The 15,971-nt window shown below is 37.4% G+C and carries 21 protein-coding genes and 1 pseudogene; all 22 read left to right on the top strand.

Annotation, left to right across the window (positions count from 1 at the left end; genetic code table 11):
• The first annotated feature begins 66 nt into the window (after positions 1–66).
• Positions 67–1,008 carry a MarR family transcriptional regulator gene (locus ASULF_RS00320; RefSeq protein WP_015589698.1) on the top strand — a complete coding sequence of 314 codons (942 nt, stop codon included), beginning with the start codon at positions 67–69 and terminating at the stop codon, positions 1,006–1,008.
• A complete protein-coding gene (locus ASULF_RS00315; protein ID WP_015589697.1) occupies positions 996–1,688 on the top strand; it encodes a hypothetical protein in 693 nt (230 codons plus the stop codon). Before ASULF_RS00320 ends, ASULF_RS00315 begins: the two co-directional genes overlap by 13 nt.
• 94 nt (positions 1,689–1,782) lie before the next feature.
• Positions 1,783–2,088, top strand: coding sequence for a metal-dependent hydrolase (locus tag ASULF_RS12375; protein WP_048098062.1), 306 nt, complete (start codon positions 1,783–1,785; stop codon positions 2,086–2,088).
• 26 nt (positions 2,089–2,114) lie between these two features.
• Entirely contained in the window at positions 2,115–2,351 is a 237-nt protein-coding gene (locus tag ASULF_RS00305; RefSeq protein ID WP_048098061.1) for a hypothetical protein, read from the top strand.
• 584 nt (positions 2,352–2,935) lie between these two features.
• Positions 2,936–3,109: pseudogene (locus tag ASULF_RS00300) on the top strand (sugar phosphate nucleotidyltransferase); the annotation flags it as partial.
• Positions 3,110–3,152: 43 nt separating this feature from the next.
• Positions 3,153–3,650 (top strand): polysaccharide biosynthesis C-terminal domain-containing protein, encoded by a 498-nt coding sequence (locus ASULF_RS00295; RefSeq protein WP_048098060.1) that lies wholly within the window; start codon positions 3,153–3,155, stop codon positions 3,648–3,650.
• 43 nt (positions 3,651–3,693) lie between these two features.
• Positions 3,694–4,581 carry an NAD-dependent epimerase/dehydratase family protein gene (locus ASULF_RS00290; protein ID WP_015589693.1) on the top strand — a complete coding sequence of 296 codons (888 nt, stop codon included), beginning with the start codon at positions 3,694–3,696 and terminating at the stop codon, positions 4,579–4,581.
• A gap of 1 nt (position 4,582) precedes the next feature.
• Positions 4,583–5,026, top strand: a complete 444-nt coding sequence (locus tag ASULF_RS00285) for a hypothetical protein (protein WP_015589692.1) — start codon at positions 4,583–4,585, stop codon at positions 5,024–5,026.
• Positions 5,019–5,483, top strand: a complete 465-nt coding sequence (locus ASULF_RS00280) for a metal-dependent hydrolase (RefSeq protein ID WP_015589691.1) — start codon at positions 5,019–5,021, stop codon at positions 5,481–5,483. The genes ASULF_RS00285 and ASULF_RS00280 overlap by 8 nt, the downstream gene beginning before the upstream one ends.
• Positions 5,484–5,690: 207 nt before the next feature.
• Complete coding sequence (locus ASULF_RS00275) at positions 5,691–5,885, top strand: hypothetical protein (RefSeq protein WP_048098059.1); 195 nt, start codon at positions 5,691–5,693, stop codon at positions 5,883–5,885.
• Positions 5,886–6,776: 891 nt separating this feature from the next.
• Positions 6,777–6,935 (top strand): hypothetical protein, encoded by a 159-nt coding sequence (locus ASULF_RS11835; protein WP_169336371.1) that lies wholly within the window; start codon positions 6,777–6,779, stop codon positions 6,933–6,935.
• Between the two features lie 272 nt (positions 6,936–7,207).
• On the top strand, positions 7,208–7,330 hold the full coding sequence (locus tag ASULF_RS12255) for a hypothetical protein (RefSeq protein ID WP_015589689.1): 123 nt from the start codon (positions 7,208–7,210) through the stop codon (positions 7,328–7,330).
• Positions 7,331–7,583: 253 nt separating this feature from the next.
• Positions 7,584–8,963 carry an oligosaccharide flippase family protein gene (locus ASULF_RS00265; protein ID WP_015589688.1) on the top strand — a complete coding sequence of 460 codons (1,380 nt, stop codon included), beginning with the start codon at positions 7,584–7,586 and terminating at the stop codon, positions 8,961–8,963.
• 205 nt (positions 8,964–9,168) lie between these two features.
• On the top strand, positions 9,169–9,390 hold the full coding sequence (locus tag ASULF_RS00260) for a hypothetical protein (RefSeq protein WP_015589687.1): 222 nt from the start codon (positions 9,169–9,171) through the stop codon (positions 9,388–9,390).
• Between the two features lie 47 nt (positions 9,391–9,437).
• Entirely contained in the window at positions 9,438–10,574 is a 1,137-nt protein-coding gene (locus ASULF_RS00255) for a DegT/DnrJ/EryC1/StrS family aminotransferase (protein WP_015589686.1), read from the top strand.
• Positions 10,555–11,322 (top strand): 3-oxoacyl-[acyl-carrier-protein] reductase, encoded by a 768-nt coding sequence (fabG, locus tag ASULF_RS00250; RefSeq protein WP_015589685.1) that lies wholly within the window; start codon positions 10,555–10,557, stop codon positions 11,320–11,322. The genes ASULF_RS00255 and fabG overlap by 20 nt, the downstream gene beginning before the upstream one ends.
• Positions 11,319–12,086 (top strand): LbetaH domain-containing protein, encoded by a 768-nt coding sequence (locus ASULF_RS00245; RefSeq protein WP_015589684.1) that lies wholly within the window; start codon positions 11,319–11,321, stop codon positions 12,084–12,086. Before fabG ends, ASULF_RS00245 begins: the two co-directional genes overlap by 4 nt.
• Positions 12,083–13,003, top strand: a complete 921-nt coding sequence (locus tag ASULF_RS00240; protein WP_015589683.1) for a Gfo/Idh/MocA family protein — start codon at positions 12,083–12,085, stop codon at positions 13,001–13,003. The genes ASULF_RS00245 and ASULF_RS00240 overlap by 4 nt, the downstream gene beginning before the upstream one ends.
• A 42-nt stretch (positions 13,004–13,045) precedes the next feature.
• Positions 13,046–14,059, top strand: a complete 1,014-nt coding sequence (locus tag ASULF_RS00235; RefSeq protein ID WP_015589682.1) for a sulfatase — start codon at positions 13,046–13,048, stop codon at positions 14,057–14,059.
• A gap of 23 nt (positions 14,060–14,082) precedes the next feature.
• The gene (locus ASULF_RS00230) at positions 14,083–14,505 is read left to right on the top strand and encodes an alkaline phosphatase family protein (RefSeq protein ID WP_048098057.1); all 423 of its coding nucleotides are present in this window, start codon (positions 14,083–14,085) and stop codon (positions 14,503–14,505) included.
• Positions 14,506–14,521: 16 nt separating this feature from the next.
• On the top strand, positions 14,522–14,851 hold the full coding sequence (locus ASULF_RS00225; protein ID WP_015589679.1) for a hypothetical protein: 330 nt from the start codon (positions 14,522–14,524) through the stop codon (positions 14,849–14,851).
• Between the two features lie 25 nt (positions 14,852–14,876).
• Complete coding sequence (locus tag ASULF_RS00220) at positions 14,877–15,674, top strand: glycosyltransferase family 4 protein (RefSeq protein ID WP_169336370.1); 798 nt, start codon at positions 14,877–14,879, stop codon at positions 15,672–15,674.
• The last annotated feature ends 297 nt before the right edge of the window (positions 15,675–15,971 follow it).

The following is a 15,971-nucleotide window of genomic DNA, read 5'->3' as shown; positions in this document are numbered from 1 at the left end:
TGAGCAGATGTCTAAAAAACCAAAAGTACTATATATTTTACTTGCCAATTTTTGGACAGTGAAATTATGCTGTCAAGAATGGAGGTTACATTACTTTTAAAGCTCAGCAGAGAAAGAACCATATCTCAGTTAGCCAAGGAGTTAGACATATCCATTTACAGAGCTTCCACCCTAGTTACATCTCTTGAAAGGAAAGGTTTGGTGAAGACAGGAAAAAAAGGAAAGCATAAACGAGTATCACCAAGTGATGCAAAGCCAGCAGAGTTATTCAGGAGATTAACCCATAAATTTAGCCACATGCCTCTTGAGGTAATTTTAAGCGGGAAAACTCTTGCACTTCTTGCCGTCCTCAAAGCTCCTTTGGGTGCTCATGAGATTTGTTTAAGAAGCAATCTCTCTAGGAGCACATTTTACCACATAGTTGACAGGCTCTCCAGTTATGGCATACTTGGGAAAAGAAAGAAAGAGAGAAAATACTTCTTAATAGAGAGGTACAGATTATTTCATGAGTTTGCTAAGGAATTCTGTGATTTGCAAAATTCTATCAAAGCGAGAGAGTTTTCTCAGGATTCTGCTGTAGTGTGGGGTGGAGTTGGAGAGTTTATTTTGTCGACAAGAGAATATAGGGGAAAAAAGGCTGGAAACTTTCATCTGACTGGAGTCGAAAGGTTTGGCGATTTTGGATTGGATCTTATTGGAACTGGACAATACCACTACTATTATTCTGAGAAAGTGAAGGAGCTTTCTTTGGAGAACATAGTAACGCATGCACTGCTCATTGATTTCAGTCCAAGGACAATTTTATACTCAGCGGTTCTCCTGTTAGCGCACAGGGACAAAATAAGCGAAAGGAAGCTTTTTGAGCTGGGTAAAAAATATGATGTAAGTGTAAAGAATTTACTGGGACTTCTGGAGGGTAAAGAGGCTGGAAGGTACCCCTACCCATCCATAAAAGAAGTTGAGGAAACTTTCAGGGCATATTTTGGTGAAGAGATATGGACAAAGTAACTAGAGAAAGGATTGTGTCCGAACTCCACCTGCTGGAAGAGAAGGCGAAGCTACTTGGTGCTGAGCCCCTGAGAGCTTACCTGATTGGTGGCGGGAATCTGGCTCTTAGAGGACTGAAGAGTGCAACAAAGGACATTGACATTGTGGTGTTAGGCAGAGAACAGTTCACCCTTCTGCAAAGTCTTTTAGAAACTCCGGTACCACGACTCCCAATCTACAGGAGAGTGTATAGGTCTCAATGGGAATACGACCTGGGAATGACAGCCAGATATGAACATCCAGTGGAAAAATTTAGTCTCGATGTTTTCGTGGAGAGGATTCTCAACAAGCTGTATTTATCCGAAGGTATGGTTGCGAGGGCTGAGGTTCCAGGAGAATTCTCATCTCACGAGCTTTTTGAGATATATCTTGTTTCAAAAGAAGACATCTTCTTGTTTAAAACCATAACTTCAATTGAAAGAGTGAGGGATGTTGAGGATTTAGTGATGCTTGTTGAAGCTGGATTGGATTTTGAGATAATAATCCAAGAGCTCAAAAACCAGCTTTCCATGGATAACTCTCTCAGGATCTTAATCCCGGGGATACTGGATCGTATTGATGTCCTGATGGAACAGATTGGGACTGTGAAAGGGCTTGTTCACTTCAAAGAATATTTAGAAGAAGCAAACGAGTCTCTGTGAGCAAAGCGAGAGATGCTTGCACAGGATTAAAAGAATTAGTCAAAAATGGAAGATTCTATTTTTTAGAAACAAGATTTGATTTCTCTGCTGTTTTATGATCTCACGGTGTTTTCTGCTGGTGTTTGGTTTTACCACTCATTACATGCTTGATTTGTTGCTAAAGCATGTGAGCAGTGGAATACCTTTGCTGTTTCCGTTTAGCTGGGAGGAATCGTGGGGGTGGTACAGAGTGATGATTGCAGGATGGCTGCTAGTGGTGCTGGCAGTTGTTGTTCGTGCTGCAACCAGAAACGGCAGTAAGACATTTGGGGGGAAGAGATTCTGTATGTTGGCTGTTGATATATTATCTCAGGTAAGTTTGCCTGTCAACAACTTACGCTTGAAAATCAAAACCTATTAAAAAAGAGCACCATACGCAAAAAGAAAATGGAAAATCCAGCAAGTTCAGGAGATTCAGTATGGTTGATCCATCACTGCAGAAAAGGCACAGCTTTACTTTCAGCTGGTTGTCAGATCGATTACACAAGTCTCAAGTTCATTCAAAAAGAATCACAAAATTTTTATGCTATTGTAAAAAATGCTAATAAAAATAAAAATCAGGACTGGTGGATGTTACCTGACCAGTTTAAACCTGTGCTGGCTGAAACCGAGCTTCGGCGATGAGGGGATTCCAGGACAGTTCTTACTATCTTTCTGGTTTTTAATGGATTGTTATTGCAAAGCAAGAGAAGAGTCTGGTTGAGAGAGGTGGTAAACAATGGAGTTACATCTAGTATATGGCCAATAAATAGATAAATAGCGATTTCCACTTCAAAGTTTTGCTTGTCTATGCTGGCATTTTCATTCCTGCTTCGTCCTTTTGACACTTTGCGGATTCCTTTATCTTCGCCATGGGGTTTGCTGCTTGTTTGGGGATGCTTTGTTTAACGGTTACAGTTTATGTGTTTAGATACAAAGCTGATCTATCTGGTAGCCGATAAGGAAGTACTGGCAGTGGATTGGTTCTTGTCAGGATTTGTGCAGTAATAAGAACCAAACAATCTAAACAGTGGTAGAATCTACCTAATTTTGATTACTTGGTAAAATCCCTGTAAAGCCAGGAATTAGGATCTTGATCATTTCTTTAAAACAAAGATTGTTATTTTTTCGAACAGAAAGGATAATTTCAATATATCAGAATGTAATGAACGAAAAATTTTATAAATTATGGAGCAATTAAAAGGGATATAATAACTGGAGGTTGGTTTATGAAAGCGCTTATCTTATCCGGTGGACACGGTACAAGACTTCGCCCTCTGACATATTCTCAGCAAAAACAGTTAATTCCAGTGGCGAATAAACCTGTGCTGTTTTATGCCATTGAGGATGTTATAGAGGCCGGTGTTAAAGACATAGGAATCATTATCGGGCCTAATAAAGATACAAAAGAGATATTGAAACTTTAGGAATTTAAGCGGTGATGAAGTGATGGAAGGAATACTAGTCAAGCCTTTAAAAAGATTTGCAGATGAAAGAGGATTCTTCACCGAGATAATGCGTGAGGACTGGAATGTATTCCAGGATGAGGTAGTCCAGGCAAACCTCTCCATCACCTACCCGGGCATTGTAAGGGCATGGCACAGACATGAGAGGGGACAGGTTGATTACTTCGTCTGCATTAAGGGAGCCATCAAGATATGTGCATACGATGATGAAACTCAGGAGCCTAACGAAATAGTTTCAACAGGCGAAAACCTGCAGGTGGTGAGGGTGCCAGGCCACTACTGGCATGGCTTTAGAGCTGTTGGAAGTGAACCAGCAATGCTTGTTTACTTCGTTAACAGACTGTACGATCACGAAAGCCCAGATGAAATCAGAAGACCTTGGAACGATCCCACAGTTGTGCCTAGGGTCATAAACGGAAGAAAAGATGATCCCCGCTGCAACAAGCCCTGGGACTGGTTCTATCCACCGCATAAGTGATAGATTATGAACATCTTGAGGTTGTTTTAAGTTGGTGTAAATTATGAAAATTCTCGTTACTGGTGCATCAGGACAAATCGGCTCATATGTGCTGGAAAGGTTTGTAGATAATTGTGATGCTATTGGAGTTGATTTAAGGCGTTGTCCGATTAAGGATCTGAGAGATTTGGTTTTGCAGGGTGATTTAAGGAATTGCGAGTTTGTGAGAAAGGTTGTTAGGGATATGGATGCTGTTGTTCATTTGGCAGCTCAGGTTTCTGTTGAGAACAGCTGGAGTAATCCTGTTTATGATGCTGGAAACAACATAATCTCTACGATTAACCTTTTAAAAGCCTGTTCAGACGTTGAAGTCAGTAGATTCGTTTATATCTCATCTGCCGCTGTCTATGGAAATCCCCAGTATGTTCCAGTTGATGAAGAACATCCAAAGAATCCTATTTCTCCCTATGGAGTTAGCAAGCTTACTGGTGAATACTACTGTAGAGTTTTCTCAGACAGAATCCATACTGTCACAATCAGACCATTCAATGTTTTCTCAGCGAGAATGGATCCAAGCAATCCCTACTCTGGCGTAATAGCCAAATTCATTTCAAGAGTTAAGCAGAAACTTCCTCCAGTAATTTATGGGGATGGGAATCAGACGAGAGATTTTATCCACGTTAGGGACGTAGTCGATTTTATAGAGATAGCTGTTAAAAAAGGAGTAAATGGAGGAGCGTATAATGTTGGAACTGGGAGGGAAACTTCTATTCAGGAGCTTGCTGAAATTATCATGGAAATCGCTGGCATCAACAGTAGGCCGGTTTTTGATAAGCCTAGACCGGGAGATATAAGAAGGTCATGTGCAGATATATCAAAAGCCAGAAAGCTTGGATTTGAGCCGAAAACTGATTTAAGAAGAGATTTAGATGAAATCTTTGAGGAATGGTAATATGAAAAGGCTAATCTTATTCACTGTAACCATTTCGCTTCTGCTGTTGCTCAACACATACTATTATCTATACTACGAGCTGCATAAAGAATATCCCGGCAACGAAGACATTATTGAAGGCTTTGAAGGAAAAGTTTCTATCTACGGAGTCGTTATCAATAAAAGTTATGATGGATTTTATATTTTAATTGAGCATGGACCCAAGAATAAGGCTGTAAAAGTCCTATCAGACCTGGATGTTGAGAACGGAGACAGGGTTGAAGTTCTAGGGTTATTGCAGAAGGACGAGATTATCCCGGAAAAGATCATAGTCTACAAAAAGTGGTCCTACTATTCAATCTTTATTCGTTCTGTCATTGCTATACCAATTGTTGTTTTCATTTTCTTCAAATACTGGAGGTTTGATTTCAGGCAAAAGAGATTTAGGAGAAGAAAAAATGCCTGACTGGTTAGCCCACGTTCTGTTTGCTTACATTTTATGTAAAGTTTTGGGGATTAGATTTAAGGTATTTAGCAATGAAAACACGGCAATAGTTATAGTAGGTTCCTTAGTACCAGATACTGTGAAGGTAGGGTTGATCTTTGATTTGATTGATGTTCATGCATGGGATTTTATCGCTCCACTGCATACTCCTGCTGGCTCATTACTTGTTGCGGGTTTGATTTCTCTGCTGTTTTATGAGGTGTATACTGTATTTTTGCTGTTAATTCTGGGGTTCACAACTCATTACATGCTTGATTTGTTGCTTAAGCATGTGAGTGGTGGAATGCTTTTGCTGTTTCCGTTTAGCTGGGGGGGATATCAGCTGGGGTTGATACAGGTTGATGACTACAGGATAACGCTGGTTTTTGTGGTACTGGCAGTTATCGTTTATGCTGTTACTCGAAACAAAACATCTTAAAGTTTATAATATTACATTATATGTTGTATTATCTCTTATTAATTAATTCAGAAAATTATACAGTAAGATATTTAGGGAACAGAGATTCTGTATGTTGGCTTGATCGTGAATGGAGGGAGATGGACGCTATATTAGCAACAATCTCAGGTAGGTTTGCCTGTTAACAACTACGCTTAAGAATAAAAACCTATTAAAAACAAAAACATCATGCGCGAAAAAGAAAATGGAAAATCCAGCAAGTTCAGTATGGTTGGTCCATCACTGCAGAAAAGGCACAGCATCACTTTCGAGGGTGCTGGTTGTCAGATCGATTACACAAGTCACAAGTCCATTCAAAACAGGAAATCACAAAATTTTTATGCTACTGTAAAAAATGCTAATAAAAATAAAAATCAGGACTGATGCTCCCGGATGTTACCTGACCGGTTTAAATCTGGTGCTGGCTGAAACCGAGCTTCGGCGATGAGGGAGCCGGTCGGGGTCAGTTTTTACTATCTTTGGTTTTATGGAATGGTATTATATAGAAAGCTTAAGAAGGCTCAGAAAAGAATCAAAGAAGGGGTTAGTATTTCAACTTATATCAAGATAATAAAACCTAAAAATTTTCAATCTAAGCATTTATTATCTTTAATTATCTAATTAAAGATTAGGTGGTGAAAATGAAAATTTTGGGGCTTTGGCTCTGAACTGAGCAGTGATGGGAGGATCCGACGCAGGTAGGCGATATTTTCCTGGAAGTTGTTATGAAGCTTTAATTCTTTCTGGCGTACATGGGACAAGACTCATTCCTTAACATATTTTCAGCGAAAATAGCTCATACTGGTAACAAATCAGTTTTATCTATGTTATAGAAGATGTAATAAAAAGAAGGGTTCCTGACTTCTGTCAATCTTATCACCCCAACTTCATTCTGTTGAGTATTTTAAGCGTAGAAACTTACACAATCTAAGAAAGCTGATTCTAATCGCAAGATGATTAGGGAACGTGGGCAGGTTAGTTCTTATCAATAAAATTTAAATTGGGGGAGAATATGTTAAAGTAGATCCCACGTACTTTAGACTAGTGGAACTAAGATCATTAATTGCAGATGCCAAGCAAAGCCAAGAAGAGGGCTGGGGTGGAAAACTAAAAATAAGATTTAAAGAGCAAACTTTGAACAAACCTTGGAGCCATTCAAAACAGAAAGATTTGATGCTGTGATAAACCTGTGCAGCGTTAGTTGGCGGAATTTTATATGGCTATGAGAGACTTGGAAAAATATTTTATAACAACATCTTAATGTCTACTTATTTGATGGAAGTTGCGAGGTTGACAAGGGTAAAGAAGTTTATTAATCCAATCTCAAATTATACCAATCTTACTCGTTTAATGGAGTTCAGGGAAGAGGAGTGGTGGGATGGACAGCTTCATGAATCTGTTTTGGTTTATGGATTCGTAAGGAAAGCGAGTTGAGCTCAGGGTTGGGCATATTACAAGCAATATTGTTTTGAAACGATTAATCTTATTTTACCAAATATGTATGGTCTAGGTGACCATTTTTGACGAAAAGCGTTCTCACGCATCGGGTGCGTTGATAATGAAGTTTGTGGAGGCAAGGGGAAGAAATCTTCCAAGTGTTATAGTTTAGAGCAAGCCTGTAAGGGAATGGCGTTATGTGGAAGATGGAGCAGAAGCTTTAGTGAGGGCACTTTATATTCCATTTACAATAAAACCAAACAATAAATATGGGTGTAGGTAAAGGAACATCCGTTCTTGAATTAGCAAAAATGATAAAAAAGATAGTGGATTATGAGGGAGAAGTAATCTTAGATACATCAAAAAAGCCAGATGAGCACTATGCAAGATAATGAATGTTGAAAAAATGAAGGAGATATTCAATTGGATACCGCAGACAAGTTTAAAAGAAGGAATAAGAAAAACAGTTTAGTGGATATATAAAAAATAGAGGTCATCCAATGAAGGTTGAGAAGATAAATCTTGAGATCGATAGAATTAAAGAATGGAGATTTTCACTGCTCCTCGTATAAACTATATTACATAACTATGCCCTCATTTAGAAGAATTATAAAGATAGAAAAGGATCAAGAAATGTGATGAAGCATGAAAGATGATATGAGGCTGGAGGATGTAGGAAGAAAAGAAGAAACTCACTGGAACATTAAGAGTAATCTTCAAAGGATTATTCTACACATTAGGGATTTGTTTATACAGACAACAAGAATTATCACTTCTAAAGAAAAACTTAGAGAGCACGCACGTACTCCTCTCTATGAAAATGCCTACTATTTAATGGCAGGAAGCGTTGTATCGGCATCACTTGGCCTCATTTATTGGATTGTGATAGCGAGGATTTATTCACCAGCGGAGATAGGCTTAGCTAGTGCTTTGATCTCCACTGTAGGAATGCTTTCCTCTTTTTCACTTTTAGGTTTTAACTTAGGCTTGGTAAGATTCTTACCAGAAGATGAAGATAAAAACGGAACAATAAACTCATGTCTTACCATGTCAGGATTAATTTCAATGATGTTATCAATAATTTTCATTTCTGGTATTACTCTCTGGATGCCAAAATTATTATTCCTCAAGGAAAATATGGTTTTTTCCCTACTTTTTACGTTTTTTGCTATCATTGGTTCAATTCTCTTTATGCAAAGGTATGTGTTTATAGCATTTCGCTCTGTCAAGTTTAACTTTTTGCAGCAGATAATAGCAAATGTTCTAAAAATTCCTTTAGCTATAGTTTTGATTTCTTTAGGTGTGTTGGGCATCTTTTTAGCCTATGGTTCGGCATTACTCTTAGCAGTTATACTTGGTAATGTTCTCATAAGGATAATTCTTCCAGGTTATTCTCCATTACCTACAATTAAAAAGAAGGTCATTAATGACATGCTACACTACTCTTTTGCAAATTATGTTGCTGGTATTTTTGGAGGAATCTCAAACTTTATTTTACCACTAATGGTATTAAGTATACTAGGAGCTGAGGCTAATGCTTACTTTACCATAGCATTTACTGCATCAATGATGGTATTTACGGTCCCATGTGCAATAGCAACATCCTTATTCGCAGAAGGTTCAAATGTACCCGAAAAACTTCGCATCAACGCTATTAGGTCAATAAAGCTCTCGTTTATTCTACTTATTCCACTGTCAATTCTTATCTTCCTTTTTGGTGATAAAATCTTGTTGCTCTTTGGGAGAGCATATTCTGAAAATGCCTTTAAACTGCTATCAATTTTCATCATCTCAGCAGTTCCAATTAGCATCATCGAAACCTATGTATCTGTTGAGAGAGTGAGGAGAAAAGTAGGAAATGTATTAGTTACATATGTGATAATGGCTACATCTACTATTGTTATGAGCTACTTATTAATGACCAGAATCGGTCTAGTAGGTGTGGGAATAGGATGGCTTATAGGAACGGGAATCGCAGCTTTAGTAGTAACGACAAGACAAGTTAGATTTATACTGGAAATGTGAGATTTGAAATGTGGGCGGGGGAAACAGAGAAAACAATAATGTTTCGCAGAAGAATAGAAGAAGTAAGTTTACTATAAAATTTCAGAGAATTTTCCTCTAAGTTATGCCTAAGATGGAAATTACTCGATAAAGGCTGAGTCATTTAGATTGGAGAGTAAAAAGAAAGAAGGAGATGTATAAATTCTAAATAGACTTATTAGAGAGAGTGGATAGAATAGAATTTATAGACGCAAACTTAAATGATACTGTACCATGGTTTATTGACATTCTCGTCCTAAAAGGAAGGAAGATGAGAGATAAATTGGCATCGTTTCTGGACAAGAGGGGTGTTGGAACGAGCTTTTTTATCCCAACGATTCACACAACCGCTCTATTCATGGGTAAACGGGAACTTCCCGAATGCAGAATATGTTTCGGAAAGGGGTAGTGGTAATCTTCATCGTTATTTTTAAATAATGAAGATATAGAAGGAGTATGCAGAGATCAGAAACTTCTTTAAAGAAGGGGGGACATGAATTGAAACACATTCCAATTTCTCAACCAGTGATTGGTGAAGAGGAAATAAAAGCGGTAGTAGAGGTTTTACGTTCGGGCAGGTTATCACAAGGAGATCGAGTAGCCACATTTGAAGAGAAATTTGCCCAATATGTTGGGACCGAATATGCAATAGCAGTAAATTCTGGGACTTCTGCCCTACATGTAGCCCTCTCCTCTCTCGGAATTGGAAAGGGAGATGAAGTCATAACAACAACTTTCTCTTTCGTTTCAACAGCATCTTGTATTTTAATGCAGGGTGCAAAACCCGTTTTCGTAGATATAGATCCAAAGACTTACAATATTGAACCAAGCCAGATAGAACATAGGATAACAGAAAGGACGAAGGCAATCATACCTGTTCATCTATATGGACAACCATGTGAAATCAATAAAATTATAAATGTTGCTGAAAAATATAACCTCTGGGTAATAGAAGATTGTGCTCAGGCCTTAGGGGCGGAGTATCACGGGAAAAAGGTTGGAACTTTTGGAGATGTTGCTTGCTTCAGCTTCTATCCAACTAAGAGTATAACTACTGGTGAGGGAGGAATGATCGTAACAAACGACGAGAGAATAGCGGAAAGGGCAAGAATGATAAGAAATCATGGACAGCGCGTAAAATACATTCATGAAATACTTGGGTATAATTATAGAATGACAGACATAGCAGCAGCTATCGGCATTGTTCAACTTGAAAAACTTGAAGGTTTTATTCAAAAGAGAATAAGTAATGCGGAATATTATAATAAAAATTTAAAAATTAAGGGAAAAACCTTTGTTGCAAATAATGTAAGGCATGTATTTAATCTCTATACGATAAGAGTTAGAAATAGAGAGGGGCTAATCGAACATCTGAAGAGGAATGACATAGGGTATGGAATCTACTATCCAATTCCACTTCATAGACAGCCAAAATTTATGAGGTTCTGCAGACGCAGTTTGCCTGAAGCAGAGAGGGCTTGTGGAGAAGTTTTATCAATACCTATGCACCCTACTCTAACCGAAGAACAGCTAAAACGTGTATGCGATGTTATAAATGAATGGATGGAGGTGAATGATATACGCCATGCGTGAAAACTTGAGGTTAAGAGGAAAGGTTGCATTGGTTACTGGGAGTTCAAGAGGAATTGGAAGGGCAGTAGCTCTATCTTTAGCGAGAGAGGGTTCGGATGTTGTAGTGAGCTATTTAGAAAAAAAAGAAAAAGCTAGAGAAGTGGCAGATATGATAGAAGATATGGGCAGACGTGCTATAACAATTCAAGTAGATGTAAAAAATTTTAATGAAGTCGCACATATGGTAGAACATGTTATAAAGAAACTTGGGAGGATAGATATACTTGTTAATAATGCAGGGATTATCAGAGATAGAACTATTAAAAAAATGGAAAAGGAAGAATGGGACGATGTAATCAACACAAATCTTACTGGAGTTTTCAACTGTACTAAGGCTGTAATACCCTACATGGAGAAACAGGGGGGTGGAAAAATTGTAAATATCTCTTCAGTTATTGGGTTAGCAGGAAATTTTGGTCAAACGAATTATGCGGCATCAAAAGCAGGTGTAATTGGATTTACCAAATCTTTAGCCAAAGAACTCGCAAGAAAGGGAATATTGGTTAATGCGGTAGCTCCAGGATTTGTAGAGACTGGTATGCTCAAAGCTATTCCAAACAGAATAAAAAAGCAAATATTGGAAAGAATACCACTAGGCAGATTTGCAACTCCAGATGAGATCTCAAAAGTGGTGGTATTTTTAGCTTCTGATGATGCTAACTATATAACAGGTCAAGTCATCATCGTAGATGGAGGCTGGTATATATGAGATGGACATTAAGGCCTGAAGTGCTCGATACACTCAGAAGGTTGTTTCACATAGATTCTAAAGATTTAGAATGGGTTAATGGGAGCTTAATATGCAAAGATGCGGAGATCAAGAGCTCCACACTCATTCTGCCAGGATGCATGATCGTGGGAGAAGTGGAAATAGGAGGTAATAATGTAATAGGACCATATACCGTCATAGGTGCTCCTCCACAGCATAGAGATTTCTATTCAAGTAAACTACCAGAAACAGGTAAAATTGTAATAGGAAATAATAATATCATCCGAGAGTTCGTCACTGTACATCTTCCCACAGAAGGTGAGACTGTCATAGGCGATAATTGCTTCCTCTTAGCATACGTGCACTTAGGTCACGACGTTATACTAGGTAACAATGTTACTCTATCAAATAATACCCAAATTGGTGGTCACAGCACCATTAAGGATAATGTTATAACTGGTTTAAATACGTGCATACATCAATACACCACGCTGGGAGCTTACTCAATGATAGGAATGGGATCAATAGTTGTTAAAGATGTTCCGCCATTTGTAGTATATAAAAACTTCATATGTTATAAGATAAATGAAGTTGGACTAGAAAGGGCAGGATTTAACACAAGCGAGATCGAGGAAATTAAAAAGTACTACAAGGAATTTCTAGATATAGATAAAATTACTAGCCTAAGGGTTAAAAAACACCTTATTGACTTTTTGAATACGAGAAACTCTAATAGGAAAATTGCTGAGGTTGATATATCATGAGAGGTCTCGAAAACATAAGAGTTGGAGTAATTGGAGTAGGTGTAATGGGAAAAAACCATGTAAGAGTATACAAAGAGCTAGGTTGCGAGCTCGTTGGCATAGCTGACGTGGATAAAGAAAGGGTTGAAGAAGTCTCAAGATTATACGGAACGAGGGCCTTCATGAGTTACAAAGAGTTGCTCAATTCACGCATAGATGCCGTGAGTATAGCAGTTCCAACTACCTTTCACGGGAAAGTAGCTTTAGATGCGATAAACGCTGGAGTAAATGTCCTTGTAGAGAAACCAATAGCAGATAGCGTAAAGAGCGCTTTAGAAATAATTGAAGCAGCTAAGAAGAGAAGTGTAAAGCTTATGGTTGGACATGTTGAGCGATTCAACCCAGTGGTAGAAGTGATAAAAGAGAGGATAGCGCATGCCGATGTAATATCAATAAGCACAGTTAGGGTTGGACCCTTACCACCAAGAATAAAAGATGTAGGTGTTGTCCTCGATTTAGCGACCCATGATATAGATTTGGCAAGGTATCTTACCGAATCTGAACCTGTAGAGATATATTCCTTTATATCGAGCTCTCTATATAACAAAGAAGATACAGCTCTAATAATGCTTAAAATGGAAAATGGTGTGTTGGTAAACATAAATGTGAACTGGTTAACACCTTTTAAGGTTAGAGAGATAAGTATTGCAACTGCTGATAAATTTATAAGGGGGTGGTTGATTGAACAAAAAGTACGCGAATACGTAAGACATGGAGATGACTCTTACATTGTAAAAGAGCTTAAAGTTCCATACGATGAGCCACTAAAACTAGAGTTATCCGCCTTTGTGGAATCTATTATTAAGGATAAACCAGTTCCAGTAAGTGGGGAAGATGGATTAAAGGTTTTAGAAGTTGCCGAGTTATGTATGATGTAATTTGTCAATTCGAGATATTTCTATAATGTGAGAGGTTTAAGTATGAAGGATGATATTGTGAGGCCGAATATAATATTTATAGTTATTGATGCTCTTAGGGCTAGGAATTTATCTTGCTATGGTTATTCAAAATTAACAAGTCCAAATATAGACAACATTGCTAAAAAAGGAATATTATTCGAAAATGCGTATTCATGTACTAATACTACTGATCCATCCATTACTACCATTTTCTCGGGAAAGTATATTCTCTCGCATGGAATCATTCATCATGGAACATTAGTTCAAAAAAGTGAAATAAATAAGCTTAAAGAAAGTGGTACATATTTCCTACCTGAAATTTTAAAGTCTTATGGATATGTTACATGTGCATTTGATATACTTGGTAGATGGCACAAAAGAGGATATGATTTTTACATTGGTCCATCTGGGTCATCAGCAGCAGTAGGAGGTATAATTAAACGAATAAAAAGAACAGCAAGTAAATTTCCTTCTCCGATCTATAAATTTTTGAAAGTTTTATACTTGAAGATAAGAGGGGAAAGCGAGCCTGTCATTTATGATGACGCTAAAATTCTTACCAATAAGGCTATAAGGTTTATAGATCAAAATTTAGGTAAAAAATTCTTTCTATTTATTCATTATTGGGATGTTCACCAATACAATCCTCCTAAAGAGTATATTGGGAAATTTAGCATCGACGATAATATTCAAAGTGAAGAGGAGATACTCAATCAAATTACATACCCAACCACCTTACCATCAGTAAAGGAGGGTCTCTTAAGACACATAGTAAGCAGAGAGATTAAAACTGTTTCTGACTTTATAGCCAGATATGATGAGGCTATATACTTTGTAGACCATGAGATAGGAAGATTAATAGAGCACCTTGAAAAAAAGAAGATATTAGACGATACATTCATCATATTGACTGCAGATCATGGTGAAAGCTTATTTGAACATGGCATTTTTGTAGACCATCATGGTTTATATGATGTCAATATTCATATACCTCTTATTTTTTTATATCCTGAGATTGGAGAGCATAAAAAATAAAAAGTTTTGTTCAACACTTTGATTTGGTTCCAACCATTCTAGATATTTTAGATATACCTACTGAAGGATATGACTTTGATGGAAGGAGTTTGCTACCTTTATTACGCAATGAGATTAAACAATTGCATTCATTCATTTGTGCTGAAGAAACTTTTTATCAATATAAACGAGCAATTAGAACAGACAAATATAAATACATTCAAGCGTTATCAGAAAAAAGTGTTGTATGCAGAAGTTGCGGCATTGTGCATGGTGGCTTTGAAGAATTATATAACTTAAAAGAAGACCCGGAAGAAGAAAACAATATTATTGAAAATGACTATGAGATCGCTATGGAGCTCAGAGACACATTATCCAAATGGGTAGAACATATTGAAAACAAAAAGTTTGAAAAAGCAAAAATTAAAGAGAAAATAAAGAGACTGAGATCTTTTGACAAAATCTAACCATTGGGGTATTGATATGAAAGTAATACAAATAATGGGTTATTCATTATCCAAGCTTGCATTGAATATCGACGTCACATCTTTTGAGGATGAATGGCACATCGTAACCGCTAAACAAATCATTAGACAAACAAAAAAATATGAAATAGAATGTTGGCAGCCAGAAAGAACTTTTAAGAAAGTTCAAGTGTGTCAAAAGAATGGAATAGTTCACAAGGTATTCCCTTCATTCTATATACCCTTTAGAGGTTTGAAAGAATTTGAGATTTCTCTACCCTTGTTAAAAGAGATAAAAAACAAAAGAAGCTTTGATCCATCTACACAATCCTTTTCTCTTTATGTATAAGCCCATTGCCTGTCTCTCTAAGAATATGCCACTCGTGATAACATCACATGGTGGACGTTACAATCCGTTAATGCGCCTGATTGACAGAATAGATTTGTTGGCAAGGATAGCTTTTAAAAATGTGGATTGCCTTCTTGTAGATACTCAAGCAGAAAAAGAATATTTCTCTCGCATATTAGGCGATGATAAGCGAATAGACTTACAGTTAACAATTGTTGGCGTTGACTTCGATAGGTTTAAACCGTTAAACAAAGAAAGAGCTAAAGAGATCGTTAGGCTCCCTTCGCAAAAGAAAGTAATATTATATGTTGGTAGACTTTATAAGTTAAAAGGCGCAGATATAATCATACAAGCGTTTAAGACATTAAAAAAGAAGTATGATGTTGAACTGATTATGATTGGGTACCATCAAAATGATCCACTCATAAAGGACGCAAGAGCTGCCGGAGCGAGGATAATACCCGTCATTCCACAAGAACAATTAGTTCCTTATTATAACGCTGCCGATGTCTTTGTAACAGCATCATTCGAAGAAAATGTTGTTGCTCCTGGGGGAATAGGTATGGCACCTATAGAAGCATTAGCTTGCAACACACCAGTTGTTAGTCCGAGTCTACGACATTTTCCTCAAGATGATGTTGAAAAAGTGGGGAAGATTCCACAGAGTCCGGAAGATGTAGCAAAATGTATTGCTGGGATACTTGAGGATCCCACTCCATACCATAATTGTCGTAGGGTTGCAAGGCGTTATTATGATTGGAAAGTTGTAGTGGATCACCTAATAAAAATATATGACAAATTATTTAGTAAGTATTATGGATAAATCATAAAATTTCTAATAATTGAACAAAATACTAAACATAACCAACAAGTGGTAGTAAATGGGCTGTACAAAATTGGCTGGCAGTGAGGTCATGTAAATAAACTTTTCAAACATCAACGGAGCAAAGATAAAACTACTTTATAGAAAGATACTCCAAGTTTAGCTTAAATAATCAATGCCGTTTATTAAAGCGGGGGCAGAGTATCATGGGAAGAAGGCTGGGACTTTTTTAGAGAATTCATACCCTTGAAAGGGTACAGGAGGTGGTTGTTTGAGGAGTGAAGTTATTTCGGGATG

The sequence above is a fragment of the Archaeoglobus sulfaticallidus PM70-1 genome (assembly GCF_000385565.1).
GTDB lineage: Archaea > Halobacteriota > Archaeoglobi > Archaeoglobales > Archaeoglobaceae > Archaeoglobus_A > Archaeoglobus_A sulfaticallidus.
This window is presented reverse-complemented; position numbering and strand designations above follow the sequence as displayed.

Bases quoted from the DNA above. Each gene is read 5' to 3' on its own strand.
- ASULF_RS00320 (WP_015589698.1), top strand. From the start codon at position 67: ATGCTGTCAAGAATGGAGGTTACATTACTTTTAAAGCTCAGCAGAGAA.
- ASULF_RS00315 (WP_015589697.1), top strand. From the start codon at position 996: ATGGACAAAGTAACTAGAGAAAGGATTGTGTCCGAACTCCACCTGCTG.
- ASULF_RS12375 (WP_048098062.1), top strand. From the start codon at position 1,783: ATGATCTCACGGTGTTTTCTGCTGGTGTTTGGTTTTACCACTCATTAC.
- ASULF_RS00305 (WP_048098061.1), top strand. From the start codon at position 2,115: ATGGAAAATCCAGCAAGTTCAGGAGATTCAGTATGGTTGATCCATCAC.
- ASULF_RS00290 (WP_015589693.1), top strand. From the start codon at position 3,694: ATGAAAATTCTCGTTACTGGTGCATCAGGACAAATCGGCTCATATGTG.
- ASULF_RS00285 (WP_015589692.1), top strand. From the start codon at position 4,583: ATGAAAAGGCTAATCTTATTCACTGTAACCATTTCGCTTCTGCTGTTG.
- ASULF_RS00280 (WP_015589691.1), top strand. From the start codon at position 5,019: ATGCCTGACTGGTTAGCCCACGTTCTGTTTGCTTACATTTTATGTAAA.
- ASULF_RS00275 (WP_048098059.1), top strand. From the start codon at position 5,691: ATGCGCGAAAAAGAAAATGGAAAATCCAGCAAGTTCAGTATGGTTGGT.
- ASULF_RS11835 (WP_169336371.1), top strand. From the start codon at position 6,777: ATGGAAGTTGCGAGGTTGACAAGGGTAAAGAAGTTTATTAATCCAATC.
- ASULF_RS12255 (WP_015589689.1), top strand. From the start codon at position 7,208: ATGGGTGTAGGTAAAGGAACATCCGTTCTTGAATTAGCAAAAATGATA.
- ASULF_RS00265 (WP_015589688.1), top strand. From the start codon at position 7,584: ATGAAAGATGATATGAGGCTGGAGGATGTAGGAAGAAAAGAAGAAACT.
- ASULF_RS00255 (WP_015589686.1), top strand. From the start codon at position 9,438: ATGCAGAGATCAGAAACTTCTTTAAAGAAGGGGGGACATGAATTGAAA.
- fabG (WP_015589685.1), top strand. From the start codon at position 10,555: ATGATATACGCCATGCGTGAAAACTTGAGGTTAAGAGGAAAGGTTGCA.
- ASULF_RS00245 (WP_015589684.1), top strand. From the start codon at position 11,319: ATGAGATGGACATTAAGGCCTGAAGTGCTCGATACACTCAGAAGGTTG.
- ASULF_RS00240 (WP_015589683.1), top strand. From the start codon at position 12,083: ATGAGAGGTCTCGAAAACATAAGAGTTGGAGTAATTGGAGTAGGTGTA.
- ASULF_RS00235 (WP_015589682.1), top strand. From the start codon at position 13,046: ATGAAGGATGATATTGTGAGGCCGAATATAATATTTATAGTTATTGAT.
- ASULF_RS00225 (WP_015589679.1), top strand. From the start codon at position 14,522: ATGAAAGTAATACAAATAATGGGTTATTCATTATCCAAGCTTGCATTG.
- ASULF_RS00220 (WP_169336370.1), top strand. From the start codon at position 14,877: ATGCCACTCGTGATAACATCACATGGTGGACGTTACAATCCGTTAATG.